The sequence below is a fragment of the Pedobacter nanyangensis genome (assembly GCF_003313505.1).
Classification (GTDB): Bacteria; Bacteroidota; Bacteroidia; order Sphingobacteriales; family Sphingobacteriaceae; genus Pedobacter; species Pedobacter nanyangensis.
The window spans coordinates 153,943-172,221 of sequence record NZ_QMHO01000010.1 but is presented as its reverse complement, the minus strand read 5'-3'; the positions used below and the strand labels follow the sequence as shown (position 1 = coordinate 172,221).

Below are 18,279 nucleotides of genomic sequence, written 5' to 3'. Positions count from 1 at the left end.
TACTGAACAGTTTGGAACGTACAGGGATGGATAGTATTTCCGAAATACACACAATAGGTGTAAACTATAACCAGATTGTAAAGCTGCTGTACCGCCATTTTTCGGAGAAAAAAGCCGCAGCATTTCTTTACAAACTGGAAAAACAGACGGCTGAAATGGCAATGTTGTGTCAAAAAATCATTCAGATAACCGAAGAGTTTGAAGCCAAACACCTCAAAAAACAGCCGTAGAAATGATAGCTAAAATCGGAAGAAGTGAAAATTTATACGGTGCGTTGGCGTATAACAACCTGAAAATCGAAAAGGAAAACGGGCAAATTTTGTTCGTTAATAAGATTATTGAAACCGCAAACGGACAATATACCGTCGCACAATTAGCCCAATCTTTCGCTCCCTATCTGCTGGCAAACCGCAATACGGAAAAACATACGCTGCATATTTCGCTCAATCCCGACCCGAATGATACCGTTAGTGATGATAAATTTCGGGAAATGGCACAGCAGTATATGCGTGAAATGGGCTACGGCGAACAGCCTTTTATCGTATTCAAGCATACCGATATTGACCGTAGCCACATTCATATTGTTTCGGTTTGCGTGGACGAAAACGGCAAAAAGATTTCGGACAAGTTCGAGAAAATGCGATCTATGAATGTTTGCCGTGAACTCGAAAAGCAACACCATTTAATACCTGCTACGGACAAGGAACGTCAGCACAATGACAAGGTTTTTCGTCCTGTAAATTACAAGGCTGGCGATGTCAAAAGCCAAATCGCTTCAGTAGTCCGCCATCTGCCAAACTATTATCAGTTCCAGACTTTGGGCGAATACAATGCCTTGCTTTCCCTGTTTAATACTACTACTGAAAAAGTGGAGGGAGAGTTACACGGCAAGGCACAGCAGGGTTTGTTGTACATTCCATTGAATGAAAAAGGAGAAAGAGCCGGACATCCGTTCAAGGCTTCTTTGTTTGGAAAAAGTGCAGGACTGGCAGGTTTGGAATTGCATTTTGCGAAATGCAAAACAGCTTTGAAAGACCACCCAACTAAGCAGACTTTAAAATCAGCCGTTACCATTGCCTTGCAAACCACAAGTGATGAACAGGCTTTTAAAAAACAATTAGGCGAACAGGGAATTAATGTAGTGGTACGCAGAAACGATACCGGACGGATCTACGGTATGACATTCATCGACCACAATTCTAAAACGGTATGGAACGGCTCACGGCTGGCAAAAGAACTTTCTGCCAACATATTTAATGATTATTGGAACAACAACATAAAACCGGAATTAAAAGAGCCTGCCGAGGCGCAATCCAAAATATCACAGTCAAACGATACGAACGATTTACCTGCCGAAAAACCTCATCAGTTATTTGACTTCTTAAATACCGATAAACCCGAAGACAGTTTGGTTGAAGCATTGGGCGGTTTGCTAATTCCCGAAGCACAGGAAGAGGATTACGAGGAACAGGATTTTGCTAACAGAATGAAAAAGAAGCGTAAACGCAAGCGAGGTCAGTAATAGCTTTTTCGGCGTAGGTTATGAAGAAACTTTAAACCCCAAAGCATAACTCCACTGCAAAATCTCAGGTGCAGTAGGTGTTTTGAACTGATAAATATTGTAGATGTATAATGCAGAAAGGACGAACGCTCCCCAGCTTAACCCGATAAACAAGATACTTTCCCGTTCAGTAATACTGAACATTCCGGCTACTATTGATTTTATGATAAATGCAGGAACTATACAGCATAGCAGCACACAGATTGCCCAGGGCAATACCCATACCTTCCGGTTCTTTCTCCGTAACCCGATAACAACTCCTTTTAAAAAGTAAACGATGCAAAAAATAAAGTAGGCAAATAAGATGGAGAAGCCCCAAACTTTAAAGTGATCAGTTTCTTTGCCCCACAATTTTTGTGAGAGTAAAAATCCGGCATAAAAGAACACACCGAAAATTGCCCCAATTTTCAGGACGAAAAGAAAAAACTTTATGATCCCCGACATTAATCCGGTAGCAGCTTGGCTTTCTCCGCTTTTCCGAATTTCATATTCTTCTTCAGTTTCTCCGGGATACGCATCTGGAATGTTCCAATTCATAGCATTCCACTTTAAAATCTTGCTTTCAAATAAAGAGAAAAGCAAAATGACTTTCACAATTTTAAATTTAAAAAAAATGATTGGATTATCTGCAAAGGATTAGAGCCACTTACAGCCAAACACTGCCATTTAATGCCACTGACTGCCACCTTCTTATAACCGCACTATACAGCCCATAAATTCACGCCCGAACATTTAAAATTTTATAAAAATGCAGGGAGAAGACGATTTAAGAGGCTTAGCCAAAATAATGGCTTTTATGCGTGCAGTAAGTATCATCATAGTGTTGATGCACTTGTATTGGTTCTGTTACGGGTTCTTTATAGAACGTGGCTGGACATTAGAATTAATCAACAAAATATTGGGCAATTTTCAGCGAACAGCAGGGCTGTTTTCGCATACCCTTTATACCAAAGCCTTTGCATTAGTATTGCTGGCGTTGAGCTGTTTGGGAACTAAGGGCGTTAAAGATGAAAAAATTACGTGGAGCAAAATCTATGTGGCTTTGGGGATTGGTTTTGTATTGTTCTTTCTCAACACGCCATTGCTAAAACTATCCCCGGCAACAGGCACATTCCTGTATATGCTGACTATATCGTCAGGCTATATCGCCTTACTGATGGCTGGTGTATGGATGAGCCGATTGCTGCGCACTAACCTGATGGACGACGTTTTCAATAATGAAAACGAGAGCTTCCAGCAGGAAACCAAATTGATGGAAAATGAATACTCCGTCAACCTGCCCACCAAATTTTACTACAAAGGCAAATGGAACAACGGTTGGATAAACATTGTAAATCCTTTCAGGGCATCCATCGTGTTGGGTACTCCGGGTTCCGGTAAATCGTATGCCATCGTAAACAACTATATCAAGCAGCAGATTGAGAAAGGCTTTAGTATGTACATCTACGATTTCAAATTCGACGACCTTTCTACCATCGCTTACAATCATTTGCTGAAGCACAGGGATAAATACAAAGTTCAGCCAAAATTTTACGTGATAAATTTTGACGACCCACGCAAGAGCCACCGTTGCAATCCACTCAATCCCGATTTTATGACGGATATATCCGATGCCTACGAAGCGGCTTATACCATAATGCTGAACCTCAACAGGTCGTGGATACAGAAGCAAGGCGATTTTTTCGTGGAAAGCCCGATTATCCTGCTTGCTGCCATTATTTGGTTTTTGAAAATTTATGATAATGGCAAGCATTGCACTTTCCCTCACGCTATTGAATTGCTGAATAAAAAATACGCAGACGTATTTACAATATTGACATCATATCCTGAACTGGAAAATTATTTATCGCCCTTTATGGATGCGTGGCAGGGCGGCGCACAAGACCAATTACAGGGACAGATTGCATCGGCAAAAATTCCGTTATCAAGAATGATTAGCCCACAATTGTATTGGGTTATGACAGGCGATGATTTTTCATTAGACATCAATAACCCGGCAGCGCCTAAAATTTTGTGCGTGGGTAATAATCCCGACCGCCAAAACATTTACTCCGCAGCATTGGGTTTGTACAATTCAAGAATTGTAAAGCTCATTAATAAAAAAGGGCAATTAAAGAGTTCCGTTATCATAGACGAATTGCCCACGATTTATTTCAGGGGACTGGACAATCTTATCGCAACGGCGAGAAGTAATAAGGTGGCTGTATGTTTGGGCTTTCAGGATTTTAGTCAATTAATACGGGATTATGGCGATAAAGAAGCTAAGGTTATTCAGAACACGGTCGGTAATATTTTTAGCGGGCAGGTTGTGGGCGAAACTGCAAAGAGCCTATCTGAACGCTTTGGAAAAGTATTGCAGAAAAGGCAGAGTATGACGATCAACCGTAATGATAAATCCACCTCTATTTCTACACAGTTAGACAGCCTTATTCCGGCTTCCAAAATTTCAACCTTAACGCAGGGTATGTTTGTAGGTTCTGTATCAGATAACTTTGAGGAACGCATTGAGCAAAAGATTTTCCACGCCGAAATTGTAGTGGATAATGAAAAGGTAGCTGCCGAAACTAAAGCCTATCAGCAAATACCACAAATCCTATCTTTTGTAGATGAACAGGGCGAGGATAAAATGAAACAGCAAATTGAAAGCAATTACAAACAGATAAAATCAGACATCCTGACTATTGTTGTAAGTGAAATGGAACGCATCAAGAACGACCCGAACTTGCAGCATTTGGTGCAAGAGGGATAAAATCATTCATTTTGTAACAAAAGTTACCGTATATAGCAAGCAGATTGTGTAAATTTGCAGGTTGCGTATTTCAATATGGTAATTAGCAGATATATAACCGTATTATGAATAAGTAAGCCTTAAAAATTTGCAGATGGAACCATTGGAACAGATAACAGAATTTAAATCCTCTCCTGAATTGGTGGGGAAACTCTATGAAAACAGCATACGAAAAGAATATGAAGCAGGAAGCGTTATTCTGAATGAAAATTCATCCATTCGTTCTATTCCTATTGTTACTAAAGGAACCCTTAAAGTTATCCGAACAGAAGAAGACGGCAGGGAGATTTTGCTGTATTACATCAAAGCCGGAGAAAGCTGCATTATGTCATTTTTGGGTGGGATGCACAATGAAACAAGCAAGGTCAAAGCCGAAGTGGAAGAGGATGCAGAAATCCTTTTTTTGCCAATGGATAAAGTAGCCTTGTTCATCAAAGAGTACCCCCAATGGCTGGACTATATCTTCCGTTTGTACCACAAGCGTTTCGAGGAACTTTTAGAAATAGTCAATGCCATCACTTTTAAAAAGATAGATGAACGCTTATTGGCTCTGCTGCGCAAGAAGCAGGAACTTACCGGAAATAATATCCTGAACATTACCCACGAACAATTAGCCAATGAATTGGGTACTGCCCGTGTAGTCGTGTCGAGGCTGCTGAAACAGTTGGAAGAAATGGGGACGGTTCGATTGGGCAGGAACAAAATCACCCTTATGTAACAAATGTAACTGTACAGGTTTTTGGATTGGTGCAAATTTGTAGTATCAATTCAGAAATCTATGGATATAGCAGGGTATTCGGCATCAATTTTTATTGGTATTTCTTTAGGGCTAATCGGTGGCGGTGGCAGTATTCTGACTGTTCCTGTACTGGTTTACCTGTTTAGCCTTGATGCAGTATTGGCTACCGCTTACTCCCTTTTCATCGTTGGCTCAACGAGCGTTGTCGGTTCATTCTCTTATTTCAAAAAAGGATTGGTCAGTATCAAAACAGCACTTGTTTTCGGTATTCCGTCCATTGCATCTATTTTTTTGACAAGGGAATATGTACTTCCGGCTATCCCGCAAGAGGTCTTCACTATCGGGAACTACACCATAACCAAGAATATGCTGTTGATGCTGCTCTTTGCCATACTGATGATTGCAGCATCTTACAGTATGATAAAAAAAATCAGAAAGGAAGATGATGAAGCATTACAAAAGCAACAATTCAATTATCTGCAAATTCTATTACAGGGAATTTTTATCGGCGTGATAACCGGACTGATTGGCGCAGGCGGTGGCTTCCTGATAATCCCTGCTTTGGTAAACCTGCTGAAATTGCCGATGAAAACAGCCGTAGGCACATCATTGGTCATTATTTCCATCAACTCTTTAATGGGCTTCCTATTTTCCCTGCCCCATACTTCCGTACAATGGGGCTTTCTATTAAGCATCGCTTCCATTGCCATCATCGGCATACTGATAGGCAGTTACCTTTCTACAAAAATAAAGGCTTCCAAGTTGAAGCCCGCTTTCGGATGGTTTGTGCTGGTAATGGGCATCTACATCATCGTTAAGGAAACATTGTTACACTAAAATCATTGTCATATGGAAAAGCATTTTCAAATACTCATTATTGGCGGAGGTACGGGAGGTATTATGGTTGCTGCTCAATTAAAGAACAAGCAACCCGGTTTATCCATTGCCATTATTGAACCGTCCGAAAAGCACTACTATCAGCCCGCTTTTACATTGGTAGGTGCAGGCACTTACAAAATGGAGAAGACCATCAGGGAAGAAGCATCGCTCATTCCCTCCGGCGTGGAATGGATTAAAGACAAGGCAACGATACTCCGCCCCGAAGAAAACAAGGTGGAAACAGAAAAATGCGGCAGCATCGGTTATGATTACTTAATCGTAGCTGCGGGGCTTGTGTACGACCTTTCATTGATAGCTGGCTTGGAAGAAGCCCTTGCCAAAGGCGTAGTTTGCAGCAACTACATAGACCCTGAATATACGTGGAAATGCTTGCAGGGCTTCAAAGGAGGCAACGCCATTTTTACACAGCCCACCACACCCATTAAATGTGGTGGCGCACCACAGAAGATTATGTATCTGGCGGCAGATTATTTCAAAAGGAAAGGACTGGATAAAAAAACAAATGTGGTGTTTGCCACGCCGGGTTCAGTCATTTTCGGCGTAAAGGTTATTGCCGAAACACTCATGAAAGTTATCCATCGGTATAACGTTCATTTCAAACCATTCTATGCCCCGGTAAAGATTGACCCCGACAAGAAAATTGCCTATTTCCAGAACATCGCACCCGATGAAAACAAGTGTGTGGTCAACGAGGGCAATGTTTTAGGAGAACGGGTACAGGGGCAATCCGTCATTGAAATACCGTTTGATTTCCTGCATTTGGCTCCCCCGCAGGTTGCTCCCGGATTTCTGATAAAATCAGGTTTGTGCAATGAGGCAGGATGGCTGAATGTGGATATAAACAGCCTGCAACACAAGACATACCCTAACATTTTCGGATTGGGCGACGTAGCGGCATTGCCAACGGCGAAAACAGGTGCAGCCATTCGCAAGCAGGCTCCCGTAGTGGTGGATAATATCCTGAAACTACTTGCCCATAAGCCCGCAGACAATAAATCTTATGACGGGTATTCGTCCTGCCCATTGGTTACAGGGTACGGCAAAATGACACTCGCAGAGTTTAATTATAAGAATGAGTTTACACCCGACCCTATGCTGAAATTTATGCTGGTGTTCAACAGCTACAAAGAGCATTGGCGGTTGTGGCTGCTAAAGAAATATATGCTCCCCTATATGTACTGGAATAAAATGATGAAAGGGAAAATGTAGTCTTCCTGTCCTTATGTAACTAAAGTAGCTGTACAGGAAAAATAAGTAACGGAAATTTGCAGTAGTAAAAAGAATGATAACGATAAAAATAAATCAGTATGTTTTTTCAACACGTTTATGATAAAAGTTTGGCACAGGGCAGTTATGTAATAGGCTGTCAGGCTACGGGCGAGGCAATCGTAATAGATGCCCAAAGGGATATTGATGTATATCTCGAAATCGCAAAGCAGAATAATATCCGCATCACGCACATTGCCGAAACCCACATACACGCAGACTTTCTTTGCGGTTCAAGGGAACTGGCGGCAGTAACCGGGGCAACGATGTACCTTTCGGACGAGGGAGGCGAAAACTGGCAATATCAATTCCCGCACAAAGGGCTGAAAGACGGCAATATGGTTAGAGTGGGCAACCTCACATTGGAGGTAATGCACACACCTGGTCACACGCCCGAAAGCATCAGCTTTTTACTGACCGACCATCCGGCAACGGACAAGCCCGTTATGGTATTCACAGGCGATTTTGTATTTGTCGGCGATATTGGTCGTCCTGATTTGTTAGAGAAAGCCGCAGGACTTATCGGAACAAAAGAAGCCGGAGCCAAACAGATGTTCCAATCGTTGAAAAAGTTTGCTGCGCTTCCCGAATACGTTCAGGTATGGTCGGCACACGGGGCAGGCTCCGCTTGTGGTAAGTCTTTGGGAGCGGTGCATAGCTCTACCGTAGGGTACGAAAAAATCCGCAATTGGGCGTTCCAGTATAGCGAAGATGAAAACGGATTTACCGAATACCTGTTAGCCGACCAGCCGGAGCCGCCGAAGTATTTTGCAACGATGAAGCATTTGAACAAAGTTTATCGTCCACTCTTGATAGAAGTTCCGAAACACCCGAAGCTATCCAAAGAACAATTTGTTTCTGCCTATGAAAAAGGCATCAGGGTAATAGATACCCGCAATAAGGCAGATTTCGCTAAAGGCTTTATTCCCGGTAGCCTGAACATTCAGGGAAATAACTCTTTTTCTACGTGGTGCGGTTGGTTGCTGAACTATCAGGAGCAGTTTATTTTGGTAGCTGATGACAGCCAGATGGAAGATTTGACCCGTAAGCTGATGCGTATCGGTTTGGACAACATCTACGGTTACATTTCGGATGTAAACGATATGGGCATTGCACTCCAGAGCGCAGACGTGATTGCTTTGGACGAATTTAAGACCTACATCGGGCAGGATAATGTGCAGATAGTCGATGTTCGGGGAGCAACCGAATATGAGGCAGGACACATAGACGGTGCGGATAATGTTTTTGTCGGAACCCTGCCGGACAACCTCGATAAAATCAGTAAAGACAAACAGGTGGTCATCCATTGTCAGGCGGGCGACCGTTCGGCAATCGCTTATTCCATACTGGCTAAAAACGGCTTTGAAAACGTAAAGAATTTTTCCGGCGGTATGAAAGAATGGTTAGCAGTAGAGGGTAAAACAGTCGGGTGCAAAGAAGCATCGTGTACGAACGCTTAAAATTTAAACCTATGGGATTTTTTTCAGCCCTATTGGGCAAAACAGATAACAGCCAGCTTACCGAAGCTATAAAAGACGGGGCTTTCTTGGTAGATGTCCGTACACCTGCCGAATTTGCAAATGGTAGTGTAAAGGGTGCGGTAAACATTCCGTTGGATAAAGTGCCGACAGAATTATCAAAATTCAAGGGAAAGGAAAATATCGTTGTCTTTTGCCGTAGTGGAAACAGAAGCGGACAGGCGAAAAGCATCTTGGAGCAGAACGGCTTTAAGGGTGTAATCAACGGTGGAACGTGGCAAAATGTAAATCATGTGATGAATGGATAAAAAGAAAAAAGACCTACAATGCTGCTTGACACGGTGCGAAACGCCACTTGACCAATCGTATTGGAACACCCGTTGGGAAAACAGCGAAACAGGCTGGGACATTGGTCAGGCTTCGCCCGCCATTACGGAATATATGGGACAACACCCGGATAAAAATGCGGCTATCCTTATTCCGGGCTGTGGGAATGGGTATGAAGCGGAATATCTCGTTTCAACCGAATTTACGGACATTACCCTGATAGACATCGCACCTAAAGCCGTTGAAACGTTGAAAGAAAAATTTTCCGGTACGCCACAGGTAAAGGTGCTGTGCGGGGATTTTTTTGGTCATGAGGGCAATTACGATTTAATCATCGAGCAAACATTTTTTTGTGCCATCCCGCCGGGCAGGCGAAAGGAGTATGCAGAGAAAACGGCTTCCCTGCTAAACGAAAATGGCAAAATAATAGGCGTACTGTTCGACAAACAATTTAACCAACCGTTTCCACCGTTTGGAGGTTGCCCTTGCGAATACAAACCCATCTTTGAGCCACATTTTACCATTAAGACAATGGATGGCTGTTACAACAGTATTCCGTCAAGAACCAAATCGGAAGTGTTTATCAACCTGATAAAAAAACAGAAAAGATGAAAAAGAATATGGGAACAGCGGACAAAACCATCCGCATCGGGATAGCCGTTGTTATTGCGGTATTGTATTTCACCAACGTTATTTCGGGAACGTGGGCAATCCTATTGGGCATTTTGGCAATCGCCTTTATACTTACATCGTTTATCAGCTTTTGCCCTCTTTACTTCCCGTTTGGTATAAACACTTTTAAAAAGAAGAAAAGATGAAGCAAAGCATTTTAAACGGTTGGAATTTGATGCGTATAGTGCGCTTGGCATTGGGCCTCCTCGTTATGGTGCAGGGCTTTCAGGCAAATGAGTGGCTGCTCGTTGCATTGGGCGCACTGTTTTCATTAATGCCCTTGTTCAACATAGGCTGTTGCGGTGCTTCGGGCTGCAATACACCCGTTTCACGGCGAAGCAGTAAAAAAATAGAAGATACAACGTATGAAGAAGTTCGCTAAAAAACATTTGTTTACCCTAATCGGTATGGCTATCGGGGCAGTCGCAGGTTATTTCTATTGGAGATTTATCGGTTGCAGTACGGGAAGTTGCGCCATTACTTCCAACCCGGTCAACAGTACCCTTTACGGCGCAGCTATGGGCGGGCTACTGTCATCAACATTTAAAAAAGACAAAAAAGAGTATGACGTTTCAGGAGATAATAAACAGCGATAAGCCCATATTGGTAGATTTCTTTGCCGAATGGTGCGGACCCTGTAAAATGATGTCGCCCATTCTGGAAGACTTAAAGCAGCGTGTAGGCGATGATGCCAGCATTATCAAAATTGATGTGGACAAGAACCCCCAGGTGGCAGCAGCTTATCAGGTGCGGGGTGTGCCTACCCTCATTATATTTAAAAAGGGAGAAATACGCTGGCGGCAGTCCGGTATTTTCCCGGCGAATGAACTGGAAAGATTAATTAACGAAAACAGATAAAATCATAAATGTTAGAATTCTTGAAACAGCCCTGGGCTTGGTACGTTGCAGGTCCATTAATTGGACTAACCGTTCCTGCACTTTTAATTATTGGCAACAAATCATTTGGCATCAGTTCCTCGCTACGGCATATATGTGCATCCTGTATGCCTGCCAATATTCCATTCTTTAAATACGATTGGAAAAAAGAAGTGTGGAACCTGTTTTTTGTGTTCGGGATATTTTTGGGCGGAGCTATTGCCGTTAGCCTGTTATCAAATCCGGCTCCCGTTGAGGTCAATCCAAAACTGGCACAGGAATTAGCGGGCTACGGCATTACCAACTATAACAATCTAATCCCTGAAGATATTATCAACTGGCAATCCTTACTGACCCTAAAGGGTTTTATCCTGATGGTAGTAGGAGGATTTTTAGTAGGCTTCGGCACACGTTATGCGGGTGGCTGTACCAGCGGACACGCCATTATGGGATTGTCTAATTTACAGTTGCCCTCGCTGATTGCCACCATCTGTTTTATGATTGGCGGTTTCATTATGGCGAACCTCATTTTACCGTTTATACTTTCATTATAACCCTGACAAGAAATGCAACAAAACAGAGATATAGAAAAAGATTTACAACTTCGTGAACTGGATGCGATGTGTGTCAACGAAAGCCGTTTGGAACACAAATGGTATCATAACATCAAATACCTGATAATCGGCATACTGTTCGGTATCGTATTCGTAAAATCGGAAGTCGTAAGCTGGTTCCGCATACAGGAAATGTTCCGACTGCAATCGTTCCATATGTACGGCATTATCGGGAGTGCGGTCTTAACGGGTATGATCTCCGTTTTCCTGATAAAGAAATTCAATATCAAAACCATTTACGGCGAACCTATTAAAATTGCTCCCAAAACATTCAATAAAGGGCAAATCTATGGTGGTCTGATTTTTGGTTTGGGCTGGGCAATAACCGGAGCCTGTCCGGGTCCCTTGTTTGCACAAATCGGAACGGGGGCTACCGTTATTGCCGTTACCCTGTTGAGTGCCATTACAGGTACTTGGGTGTATGGCTTGCTAAGGGAAAAACTGCCTCATTAATACCGTTTATGTATCGGTTTAAACGATTGCTGGCAACAGCAATGTGGGTTTTTATTGCCCAAACTTTACAGGCACAAAAACATTACAACGCTTGGTTTCGCAGTACGTTAAGCGTTCCTGTCGGCGAAAAATTCAAAGTAGATAATGAGTTTCAGCACAGGCGACAGAGCGGATTTCAAAACGGGAATATGCTGGATAACGACCTGATGTTTACATTCAGGAATTGGGTACACTACCAGCATAACCCCAACCTAAAGTTTTCCGTTTCGCCGTTTGCCTATTTTTCCCATTACCGCATTATTCAGGATAAGCCAGATAAAGAAGCTGCACCTAATAGTGAGGTACGGTTTTCAGTAGCAGAAGAATTACAGCACAAAATATACAAGCGTATTTACCTTGTGAACAGGAGCTTGGAGCAAAAAAGCTTTATGCTTCTATTCAAAAGTTTTCCCGATTGCCTGACGATTTGGAGATATGGGCAGGACACGGAGCAGGTTCATTCTGTGGCAAGAGCCTAAGCACCATTCCACATTCTACCTTAAAAGAAGAAAAGCAGAACAGCAAAGCCTTTCAATTTAAAAATGATGAAAAAGGTTTTGTAAAATACATTTTGGACGGACAGCCGACCCCGCCCAACTATTTTGCCGTGATGAAGCAACTCAACAAGGTGGAACGTCCGTTGCTTCTTCAAGTTCCTGTTCATCCAAAACTCAACCAGCCAGCATTTCAAAAAGCCATTGACAACAAATTGCTGGTTATTGATACCCGCAGCAAAAACGAGGTTGTCAAAGGTCACATTCCGGGCAGCCTGCATATCGAAAACGGAAAATCATTTTCCACTTGGGTAGGTTCTTTGGTAGATTATCAACCTCAAATCGTATTGATAACCGATGAAAGCCACACGGAAGACCTGACCCGTAAGCTGATGCGTATCGGGATGGATAATATCTACGGTTTTGTGACCGACTTGGATAAGATGAATGTGGCACTGGAAAAATCCGACCTCGTTAGTATCGGGGAACTGAAAAAGCACCTGGATAAAAAAGACGTTCAAATCATAGATGTGCGAACCGAGAGCGAATACCATAACGGACACATCAAAGGCGTGGAAAATATGGTGCTGACCTCATTGGAAAACAACTTGGACAAAATCAGCAAAGACAAACCTGTTATCGTGCATTGTCAAAGCGGGGTACGGGCAGCAATGGCATATTCCATACTGAAAAGGAACGGCGTAAAAAATCTTAAAATGTATTCGGGAGGTATCAACGAATGGACGGAACAAAAAAACGAGTTAGTGAAATAACGGTTTCTTCAGATAGTGTAAAATCATACAAGGGGTGCGTGGCAACACTTCTTTTCCTAACGATAGTAAAAGCATATATAAGCAAACTGCATCGTATTTCACTGCTTTTCGTGTTAAAAAAGCATAAAACAGGCGTAATTGTTTGCGACCTTAATCAAATAAAACTATTTTTGTAAATTGATGAACAGGACTATACCAAATATTTTAACGAATTGCAAGCGATACTTTTTAGTATTCGCCACGTTCTTGTTGGTATTGCTTACATCCTGCTCGATCAAAAGCAGCATTAAAATTTTTGTAGGTCTGCCAACACAGACAGAAAGTGGTTTTCCTAAAACTCATCAGAGTTTCCCGACAAGCTCTCTGGAAAAATGTAGCAAGATTGAAACTGCCGACAACCAGATTGTCCAAAACTTTAATTTTAAGGCGAACGATTTTCTACCCGTTCTTCTTTTTACGGCTTCCTTTCTTTTCCTTATCGGCTTCTGCCCATTAAACAAAGAAAACAAACATCCACTTTATAGCGGTAGCAACAAAATCCGAAGTTCTATTCCTATCTTTTTGGAATACCGGAAGCTCATCATCCACTTTGCCCGCTAATTCTCTTTTCCTATTGACTGCGATGCGGTTTCAATAGGCTTTCTATTGTTTTCATTTTAAAATAATCTTAGGTCGTTTTAACCGACCTCTCCAAAATTGTATCGTAATATGATAAAACATATTATGGCAACCACATTATTATGGTTAGCCATTGTTGCTGCGCTTCCACTATATGCGCAGCAACAACAGGACTATACTTTAGGCAGCTTGTGGTCTAAAGTCGAAGAAAATTATCCCGGAGTTGGAGCCAAAATGTCGGCGATTGATGCTGCAAAGTATAACCAACGGGCGGTAAAAGGCAATATGCTGCCGCAGGTAAACGCACAGGCACAGAATACCTACGGTACTTACGAGGGAAGCGCAGGCGGATTTTTCCCACAGCCCGGCTTTTTCAATGTAAATGGTTCAGTGCCGTTAGACGGCAGTACCACCGCAGCTAATACCTTTGGCTCCGCCATTGTCAATTGGGAATTGTTCTCTTTCGGAAAGCTCCGTAAGCAAAACGAGGCTGCCGGAGCGTTGTATAATAAATCAGTGAGTGATAAAGATGCGTATGTCCTCAACCTTAAAAAGATATTATCTGAAAGATACATTACCCTTTTGTACAACAATGCCAAGTTGCAGTGGACAAAGAACAACGCCGAACGCCTGAACGATATTCGCAAAATCACTTCCGGTTTATCAGCATCAGGTCTTAGACCTGCTGCAGACAGCCTGCTTGCTTCATCGTCTTATGTACAGGCAATGGGCGAATACGATAAATGGAATGGCTTTAAAAATGCCGCTTACATCAAGCTGTTAGAACTGTACGGCGATGACACCGTTAATTATACAGCATCCGCTAACCGTTTCGACAATCCCGCCGAAAATAGCTTGAACAAGGTAAACACCATCAATCCCTCGCACCCCATTTTAGATGCTTTGGATAAACAGTCCGAGTATTACACGTTGAGCGGCGAGGCACAAAAAAGGTCTTCTTTGCCCTCTATCAATCTGTTGGGCGGTTATGCCTACCGGGGTACGGGCATCAGTCCCAACGGAAAGGTATCGGGAGCGTGGAAAGACGGGTTCAGGAATACCACCAATAATTTTTTGGCGGGTATCGGCATCACGTGGAATTTGACGAGCCTGCATACCAACCGGATGAAAGGCGAGCAACTTTTTAAAGAAGCCGAAAGTACCAAATTACTCCATTCGCAATACGAGCAGGCAATGCAGGCAGATTTGTCCGCTTCGCAGGCAAAAATCGTTCAGCAGTACCAGCAGCTTCAGAAAACGAAACTTGCCGTACAGCAGTCGCAGGATGCTTACAATATGTACCTCGCAAGGTATAAAAGCGGTTTGATCACGTTAAGCGAACTGTTACAGATACGCATTTTGCTGGAACAGGCAGAGAACGCCCACATCGAGGCTTCCCGTGAGTATTGGGTATTGCTGGCTTATGAAGCGGAGCTGACTGCCGATTTCGACTTTTTGTTTAACAACCTTTAAATAATCGTATATGAACATTATAAGATTTGCGTTAAGGAAACCTATTGCGATTATGGTTGTCGTACTGGCGATAGCTTTCTTTTCCTACAATACCATTAAAAAAATAAACGTAGATATATTCCCCGAAGTGGAATTACCTGCGATGTATGTGGCTATGCCTTACGGTGGTTTGTCCCCCGCCTATATGGACGGGTTTATGGCAAACGAGTTCCAAAAGGTACTCCTGTTTGTCAGTGGTGTAAAGAACATTGATTTTAAAAGTGTACAGGGTTTGACCCTGATGAAGCTGACCTTTTATCCCGGAACCGATATGTCGCAGGCTGCCGGAGAGGTATCTACTTCCGTTTCACGGGCAATGGGCTTCCTGCCGCCCGGAGCCGTCCCGCCGATGGTGGTACGCTTTGACGGTAGTTCGCTTCCGGTAGGAAACCTTGTGTTTGAAAGCGACCAGCGTTCCGTAAATGAAATACAGACATTGGCATTGACCAAAATACGCCCGATGTTCGTACAAATTCCGGGCATCACTTCTCCTGCGCCTTTTGGCGGTAACATCCGTTCCATTGTCATTAACATTGACCCCGAAGCAATGCAGGCGAACGGGTTAAGCCCCGAAGATATTACGGTAGCCATTACCAAAAACAGTCTTCCGTCGCCTGCTGGAAATATCCGCATTGGCGATGAAAACCTGATGGCTCCGATTAATTCTATTGCCAAAGGACCTCAAGAATTGTTGAAAACCCCTGTAAAAACAAGCGATAACCGTACAGTATATGTTGGCGATGTTGCCCGTGTAGAAGACGGCGCAGACCAGACCGTAGGCTACGCTTTGGTTAACGGCAAACGTTCGGTTTACCTGCCTATTATCAAGAAAGCAGATGCTTCCACATTGGATGCCGTGGAGAACCTAAAGGCAGCCATTCCGATGCTGAAAGACCAATTGCCGGAAGATGTAAAGGTCAGCTATGAATTTGACCAATCGAATTATATAGAGCGTTCTCTTTCCAACCTGATACACGAGGGTATTTTGGGAGCGGTATTTACAGGATTGATGATATTATTGTTCCTGGGCGATACCCGTGGAGCAATCATTGTGGTACTGACCATTCCGATTGCCATTCTTGCAGCAGTTACCACATTGTACCTTTTCGGACAGACCATTAATATTATGACATTGAGCGGGCTGGCTTTGTCCATTGGTATTCTCGTCGATGAAGCCACGGTAACGATAGAGAACATACACCAGCATATGGAAATGGGCAAGCCCAAACAGCGGGCGATTATAGATGCCCTGCTTGAAATCTCTATCCCCAAATTGCTGATTTTGCTGTGTATTCTTGCGGTATTGACACCTGCCTTTATTATGACAGGCATTCCAAAAGATATGTTTATGCCTTTGTCAATGGCAGTTGCCTTTGCGATGATAGCTTCCTTTTTGGCTTCGCAGACCTTTGTGCCTATACTGGCAAACTGGATGATGAAGAATAAGCACAACACGGAAGCCAACACACCGAGAAAGCGGGCTTTCTTCGATAAGTTCCGTGTAAACTATTCATTCAAGATGCGCAAATGGTCAACTAAAGCCATACCGCTTTTTGTGGTTTATGTATTGGTTGCAGGTGCTATTTCAGGCTTATTATTGACTGTTGTAGGTACGGATGTAATGCCCGTTTCCAATAACGGCGATTTTCAGATACGCATAGATGCTCCGTCAGGAAGCAGGCTCGAAAAGACCGAGCAGATTGTCAAAGATATTACCAATGATATTAAAGCAGAACTTCCCGAAAACGGATTGAATATTACTTCCGCATTTGTGGGGATGCACCCCGCAGGTTCGCCTATCAACCCGATATTCCTTTTCAGTAATTCATCAAACGAAGCGGTGTTGCAAATATCCGTCAATAAGGAAGTGTACGGCGGTTCGATGGAAGATTTTAAAGAGAAAGTCCGTAAAAAGATTATAGAAAAGCATCCCGAAGTCGCATTCAATTTTGAACCGATGGAACTGACCGAAAAGATTATGGGTCAGGGTGCGATGACACCTATCGAGGTTAAAGTCGGAGCAGGTCAGGTAAAAGGAGCTTATGCCCACGCATCAAAGATTGAGGCAAACCTGAAAAATGTTCCGTACCTGCGTGATGTACGCATTGCCGAACCTGTTGCTTACCCAAGTATGGAGATTGAAGTAAACCGTGACCTTGCCGGGCAGTTCGGTTTGACGATGCAGGATATTACCCGCAGCCTTATTACGGCTACTTCATCCACCCGTTTTACAGATAAAAACCTTTGGATTGACCCGAAATCGGGATTGGTATTCCAAACTCAGGTACAGATACCGGAGGGTATTATGTCGGAGGAAAGATTGCGCTCGCTTCCGTTGAAAGCCGGAAGTCTTCGCCCCGTATTGGAAGATGTGGCAACCATACGCAGGGTTACGGCTCCTGCACAGGTAAACCGTAAGGGACCGAACCGTTATGTTACCATTGTTGCCAATCTGTATGACAAGGATTTGGGTACGGCATCAAGGGCAGTAAAGCAGGCGATTAAAGATGCGGGCGAAGCACCTCGTGGTACTGTGGTATGGACAGAGGGAACATTACAGTTATTGGATGATACATTGGGCAGTCTTTTGGCAGGTTTAGGAGTAGCTATTATTGCCATATTCCTGATGCTTTCGGCTTATTACCAGTCGTTCAAAGTGCCTTTGATTATCCTTTCAGTATTGCCTGCCGTGATTGCGGGCAGCCTTATCATTTTATTCCTGACAGGCAGTACACTTAACCTGCAATCCTATATGGGTATTATTATGTCGCTTGGGGTATCGGTTTCCAATGCGGTGTTATTGGTCAATCAGGCAGAATATTACCGTACAAAAATGGCGCTAAGACCTGTTAATGCCGCAAGGCTGGCAGCTTCGTCAAGGTTAAGACCTGTATTAATGACCGCCGCAGCGATGCTTGCCGGGATGTTGCCAATGGCATTGGGCTTAGGCGATGGTGCAGAGCAGGTAGCACCATTGGGCAGGGCTGTTATTGGTGGCTTGATTGCCTCTACTGTAACCATCCTGTTATTGGTTCCGCATTTCTTTTCATCTATGATGTCAAGGACGAAAGTCATAAGCCCGTCATTAGACCCTGACGATTGCGAGAGCAGGTATTATGCAGAACAATCCGGTAAACAAACGATATAATAAACTTTAAAACAATCATTA

20 protein-coding genes are annotated in these 18,279 nt (G+C 43.2%); 19 read left to right on the top strand and 1 reads right to left on the bottom strand.

Features of this window, described 5'->3' with window-relative positions; translation table 11 throughout:
• Positions 1–230 (top strand): plasmid mobilization protein (locus tag DUT71_RS15700; RefSeq protein ID WP_449415913.1); only part of this gene is annotated, 230 nt, incomplete at its 5' end.
• Between the two features lie 2 nt (positions 231–232).
• Positions 233–1,522 carry a conjugal transfer protein MobB gene (gene mobB / locus DUT71_RS15695; RefSeq protein WP_113663490.1) on the top strand — a complete coding sequence of 430 codons (1,290 nt, stop codon included), beginning with the start codon at positions 233–235 and terminating at the stop codon, positions 1,520–1,522.
• Between the two features lie 18 nt (positions 1,523–1,540).
• On the opposite strand, the gene DUT71_RS15690 is transcribed toward mobB, so the two are convergent.
• A complete protein-coding gene (locus DUT71_RS15690) occupies positions 1,541–2,098 on the bottom strand; it encodes a hypothetical protein (RefSeq protein WP_162796077.1) in 558 nt (185 codons plus the stop codon).
• 211 nt (positions 2,099–2,309) lie between these two features.
• On the opposite strand from DUT71_RS15690, the gene mobC reads away from it, so the two are divergent.
• From mobC to DUT71_RS15600, 17 genes are all read left to right on the top strand, one after another.
• Positions 2,310–4,310 (top strand): conjugal transfer protein MobC, encoded by a 2,001-nt coding sequence (mobC, locus tag DUT71_RS15685; RefSeq protein WP_113663488.1) that lies wholly within the window; start codon positions 2,310–2,312, stop codon positions 4,308–4,310.
• Between the two features lie 133 nt (positions 4,311–4,443).
• Complete coding sequence (locus DUT71_RS15680) at positions 4,444–5,067, top strand: Crp/Fnr family transcriptional regulator (RefSeq protein WP_003012728.1); 624 nt, start codon at positions 4,444–4,446, stop codon at positions 5,065–5,067.
• A 60-nt stretch (positions 5,068–5,127) separates the two neighbouring features.
• Entirely contained in the window at positions 5,128–5,925 is a 798-nt protein-coding gene (locus tag DUT71_RS15675; RefSeq protein ID WP_113663487.1) for a sulfite exporter TauE/SafE family protein, read from the top strand.
• Between the two features lie 12 nt (positions 5,926–5,937).
• Positions 5,938–7,197: an NAD(P)/FAD-dependent oxidoreductase gene (locus DUT71_RS15670; protein ID WP_113663486.1), complete on the top strand. Its 1,260-nt coding sequence runs from the start codon at positions 5,938–5,940 to the stop codon at positions 7,195–7,197.
• Positions 7,198–7,295: 98 nt separating this feature from the next.
• Positions 7,296–8,714: an MBL fold metallo-hydrolase gene (locus DUT71_RS15665; RefSeq protein ID WP_113663485.1), complete on the top strand. Its 1,419-nt coding sequence runs from the start codon at positions 7,296–7,298 to the stop codon at positions 8,712–8,714.
• Between the two features lie 11 nt (positions 8,715–8,725).
• The gene (locus tag DUT71_RS15660) at positions 8,726–9,040 is read left to right on the top strand and encodes a rhodanese-like domain-containing protein (RefSeq protein WP_113663484.1); all 315 of its coding nucleotides are present in this window, start codon (positions 8,726–8,728) and stop codon (positions 9,038–9,040) included.
• Complete coding sequence (locus DUT71_RS15655; RefSeq protein WP_113663483.1) at positions 9,033–9,671, top strand: methyltransferase; 639 nt, start codon at positions 9,033–9,035, stop codon at positions 9,669–9,671. The genes DUT71_RS15660 and DUT71_RS15655 overlap by 8 nt, the downstream gene beginning before the upstream one ends.
• Positions 9,668–9,877: a YgaP family membrane protein gene (locus DUT71_RS15650; RefSeq protein WP_003012710.1), complete on the top strand. Its 210-nt coding sequence runs from the start codon at positions 9,668–9,670 to the stop codon at positions 9,875–9,877. The genes DUT71_RS15655 and DUT71_RS15650 overlap by 4 nt, the downstream gene beginning before the upstream one ends.
• Entirely contained in the window at positions 9,874–10,113 is a 240-nt protein-coding gene (locus DUT71_RS15645; protein WP_003012708.1) for a hypothetical protein, read from the top strand. The genes DUT71_RS15650 and DUT71_RS15645 overlap by 4 nt, the downstream gene beginning before the upstream one ends.
• Positions 10,097–10,327, top strand: a complete 231-nt coding sequence (locus DUT71_RS15640) for a DUF6132 family protein (RefSeq protein WP_113663482.1) — start codon at positions 10,097–10,099, stop codon at positions 10,325–10,327. Before DUT71_RS15645 ends, DUT71_RS15640 begins: the two co-directional genes overlap by 17 nt.
• A complete protein-coding gene (trxA, locus tag DUT71_RS15635) occupies positions 10,296–10,589 on the top strand; it encodes a thioredoxin (protein WP_113663481.1) in 294 nt (97 codons plus the stop codon). Before DUT71_RS15640 ends, trxA begins: the two co-directional genes overlap by 32 nt.
• A gap of 8 nt (positions 10,590–10,597) precedes the next feature.
• The gene (locus tag DUT71_RS15630) at positions 10,598–11,161 is read left to right on the top strand and encodes a YeeE/YedE family protein (RefSeq protein WP_113663480.1); all 564 of its coding nucleotides are present in this window, start codon (positions 10,598–10,600) and stop codon (positions 11,159–11,161) included.
• A gap of 12 nt (positions 11,162–11,173) precedes the next feature.
• Complete coding sequence (locus DUT71_RS15625) at positions 11,174–11,674, top strand: DUF6691 family protein (RefSeq protein WP_113663479.1); 501 nt, start codon at positions 11,174–11,176, stop codon at positions 11,672–11,674.
• A gap of 8 nt (positions 11,675–11,682) precedes the next feature.
• Positions 11,683–12,192, top strand: a complete 510-nt coding sequence (locus DUT71_RS15620) for a DUF2490 domain-containing protein (protein WP_240186956.1) — start codon at positions 11,683–11,685, stop codon at positions 12,190–12,192.
• Positions 12,129–12,980: a rhodanese-like domain-containing protein gene (locus tag DUT71_RS15615; RefSeq protein WP_162796076.1), complete on the top strand. Its 852-nt coding sequence runs from the start codon at positions 12,129–12,131 to the stop codon at positions 12,978–12,980. Before DUT71_RS15620 ends, DUT71_RS15615 begins: the two co-directional genes overlap by 64 nt.
• Positions 12,981–13,703: 723 nt before the next feature.
• Positions 13,704–15,071 carry a TolC family protein gene (locus DUT71_RS15605; RefSeq protein ID WP_240186955.1) on the top strand — a complete coding sequence of 456 codons (1,368 nt, stop codon included), beginning with the start codon at positions 13,704–13,706 and terminating at the stop codon, positions 15,069–15,071.
• A 10-nt stretch (positions 15,072–15,081) separates the two neighbouring features.
• Entirely contained in the window at positions 15,082–18,258 is a 3,177-nt protein-coding gene (locus tag DUT71_RS15600) for an efflux RND transporter permease subunit (protein ID WP_113663476.1), read from the top strand.
• Positions 18,259–18,279 lie beyond the last annotated feature (21 nt).

What these genes read in the sequence shown, in the direction of transcription:
- mobC (WP_113663488.1), top strand. Translation starts at nt 2,310, where the DNA reads ATGCAGGGAGAAGACGATTTAAGAGGCTTAGCCAAAATAATGGCTTTT.
- DUT71_RS15650 (WP_003012710.1), top strand. Translation starts at nt 9,668, where the DNA reads ATGAAAAAGAATATGGGAACAGCGGACAAAACCATCCGCATCGGGATA.
- DUT71_RS15660 (WP_113663484.1), top strand. Translation starts at nt 8,726, where the DNA reads ATGGGATTTTTTTCAGCCCTATTGGGCAAAACAGATAACAGCCAGCTT.
- DUT71_RS15675 (WP_113663487.1), top strand. Translation starts at nt 5,128, where the DNA reads ATGGATATAGCAGGGTATTCGGCATCAATTTTTATTGGTATTTCTTTA.
- DUT71_RS15680 (WP_003012728.1), top strand. Translation starts at nt 4,444, where the DNA reads ATGGAACCATTGGAACAGATAACAGAATTTAAATCCTCTCCTGAATTG.
- DUT71_RS15655 (WP_113663483.1), top strand. Translation starts at nt 9,033, where the DNA reads ATGGATAAAAAGAAAAAAGACCTACAATGCTGCTTGACACGGTGCGAA.
- trxA (WP_113663481.1), top strand. Translation starts at nt 10,296, where the DNA reads ATGACGTTTCAGGAGATAATAAACAGCGATAAGCCCATATTGGTAGAT.
- DUT71_RS15620 (WP_240186956.1), top strand. Translation starts at nt 11,683, where the DNA reads ATGTATCGGTTTAAACGATTGCTGGCAACAGCAATGTGGGTTTTTATT.
- DUT71_RS15625 (WP_113663479.1), top strand. Translation starts at nt 11,174, where the DNA reads ATGCAACAAAACAGAGATATAGAAAAAGATTTACAACTTCGTGAACTG.
- DUT71_RS15640 (WP_113663482.1), top strand. Translation starts at nt 10,097, where the DNA reads ATGAAGAAGTTCGCTAAAAAACATTTGTTTACCCTAATCGGTATGGCT.
- DUT71_RS15600 (WP_113663476.1), top strand. Translation starts at nt 15,082, where the DNA reads ATGAACATTATAAGATTTGCGTTAAGGAAACCTATTGCGATTATGGTT.
- DUT71_RS15605 (WP_240186955.1), top strand. Translation starts at nt 13,704, where the DNA reads ATGGCAACCACATTATTATGGTTAGCCATTGTTGCTGCGCTTCCACTA.
- DUT71_RS15670 (WP_113663486.1), top strand. Translation starts at nt 5,938, where the DNA reads ATGGAAAAGCATTTTCAAATACTCATTATTGGCGGAGGTACGGGAGGT.
- DUT71_RS15690 (WP_162796077.1), bottom strand. Translation starts at nt 2,098, where the DNA reads ATGAATTGGAACATTCCAGATGCGTATCCCGGAGAAACTGAAGAAGAA.
- DUT71_RS15665 (WP_113663485.1), top strand. Translation starts at nt 7,296, where the DNA reads ATGTTTTTTCAACACGTTTATGATAAAAGTTTGGCACAGGGCAGTTAT.
- mobB (WP_113663490.1), top strand. Translation starts at nt 233, where the DNA reads ATGATAGCTAAAATCGGAAGAAGTGAAAATTTATACGGTGCGTTGGCG.
- DUT71_RS15630 (WP_113663480.1), top strand. Translation starts at nt 10,598, where the DNA reads ATGTTAGAATTCTTGAAACAGCCCTGGGCTTGGTACGTTGCAGGTCCA.
- DUT71_RS15645 (WP_003012708.1), top strand. Translation starts at nt 9,874, where the DNA reads ATGAAGCAAAGCATTTTAAACGGTTGGAATTTGATGCGTATAGTGCGC.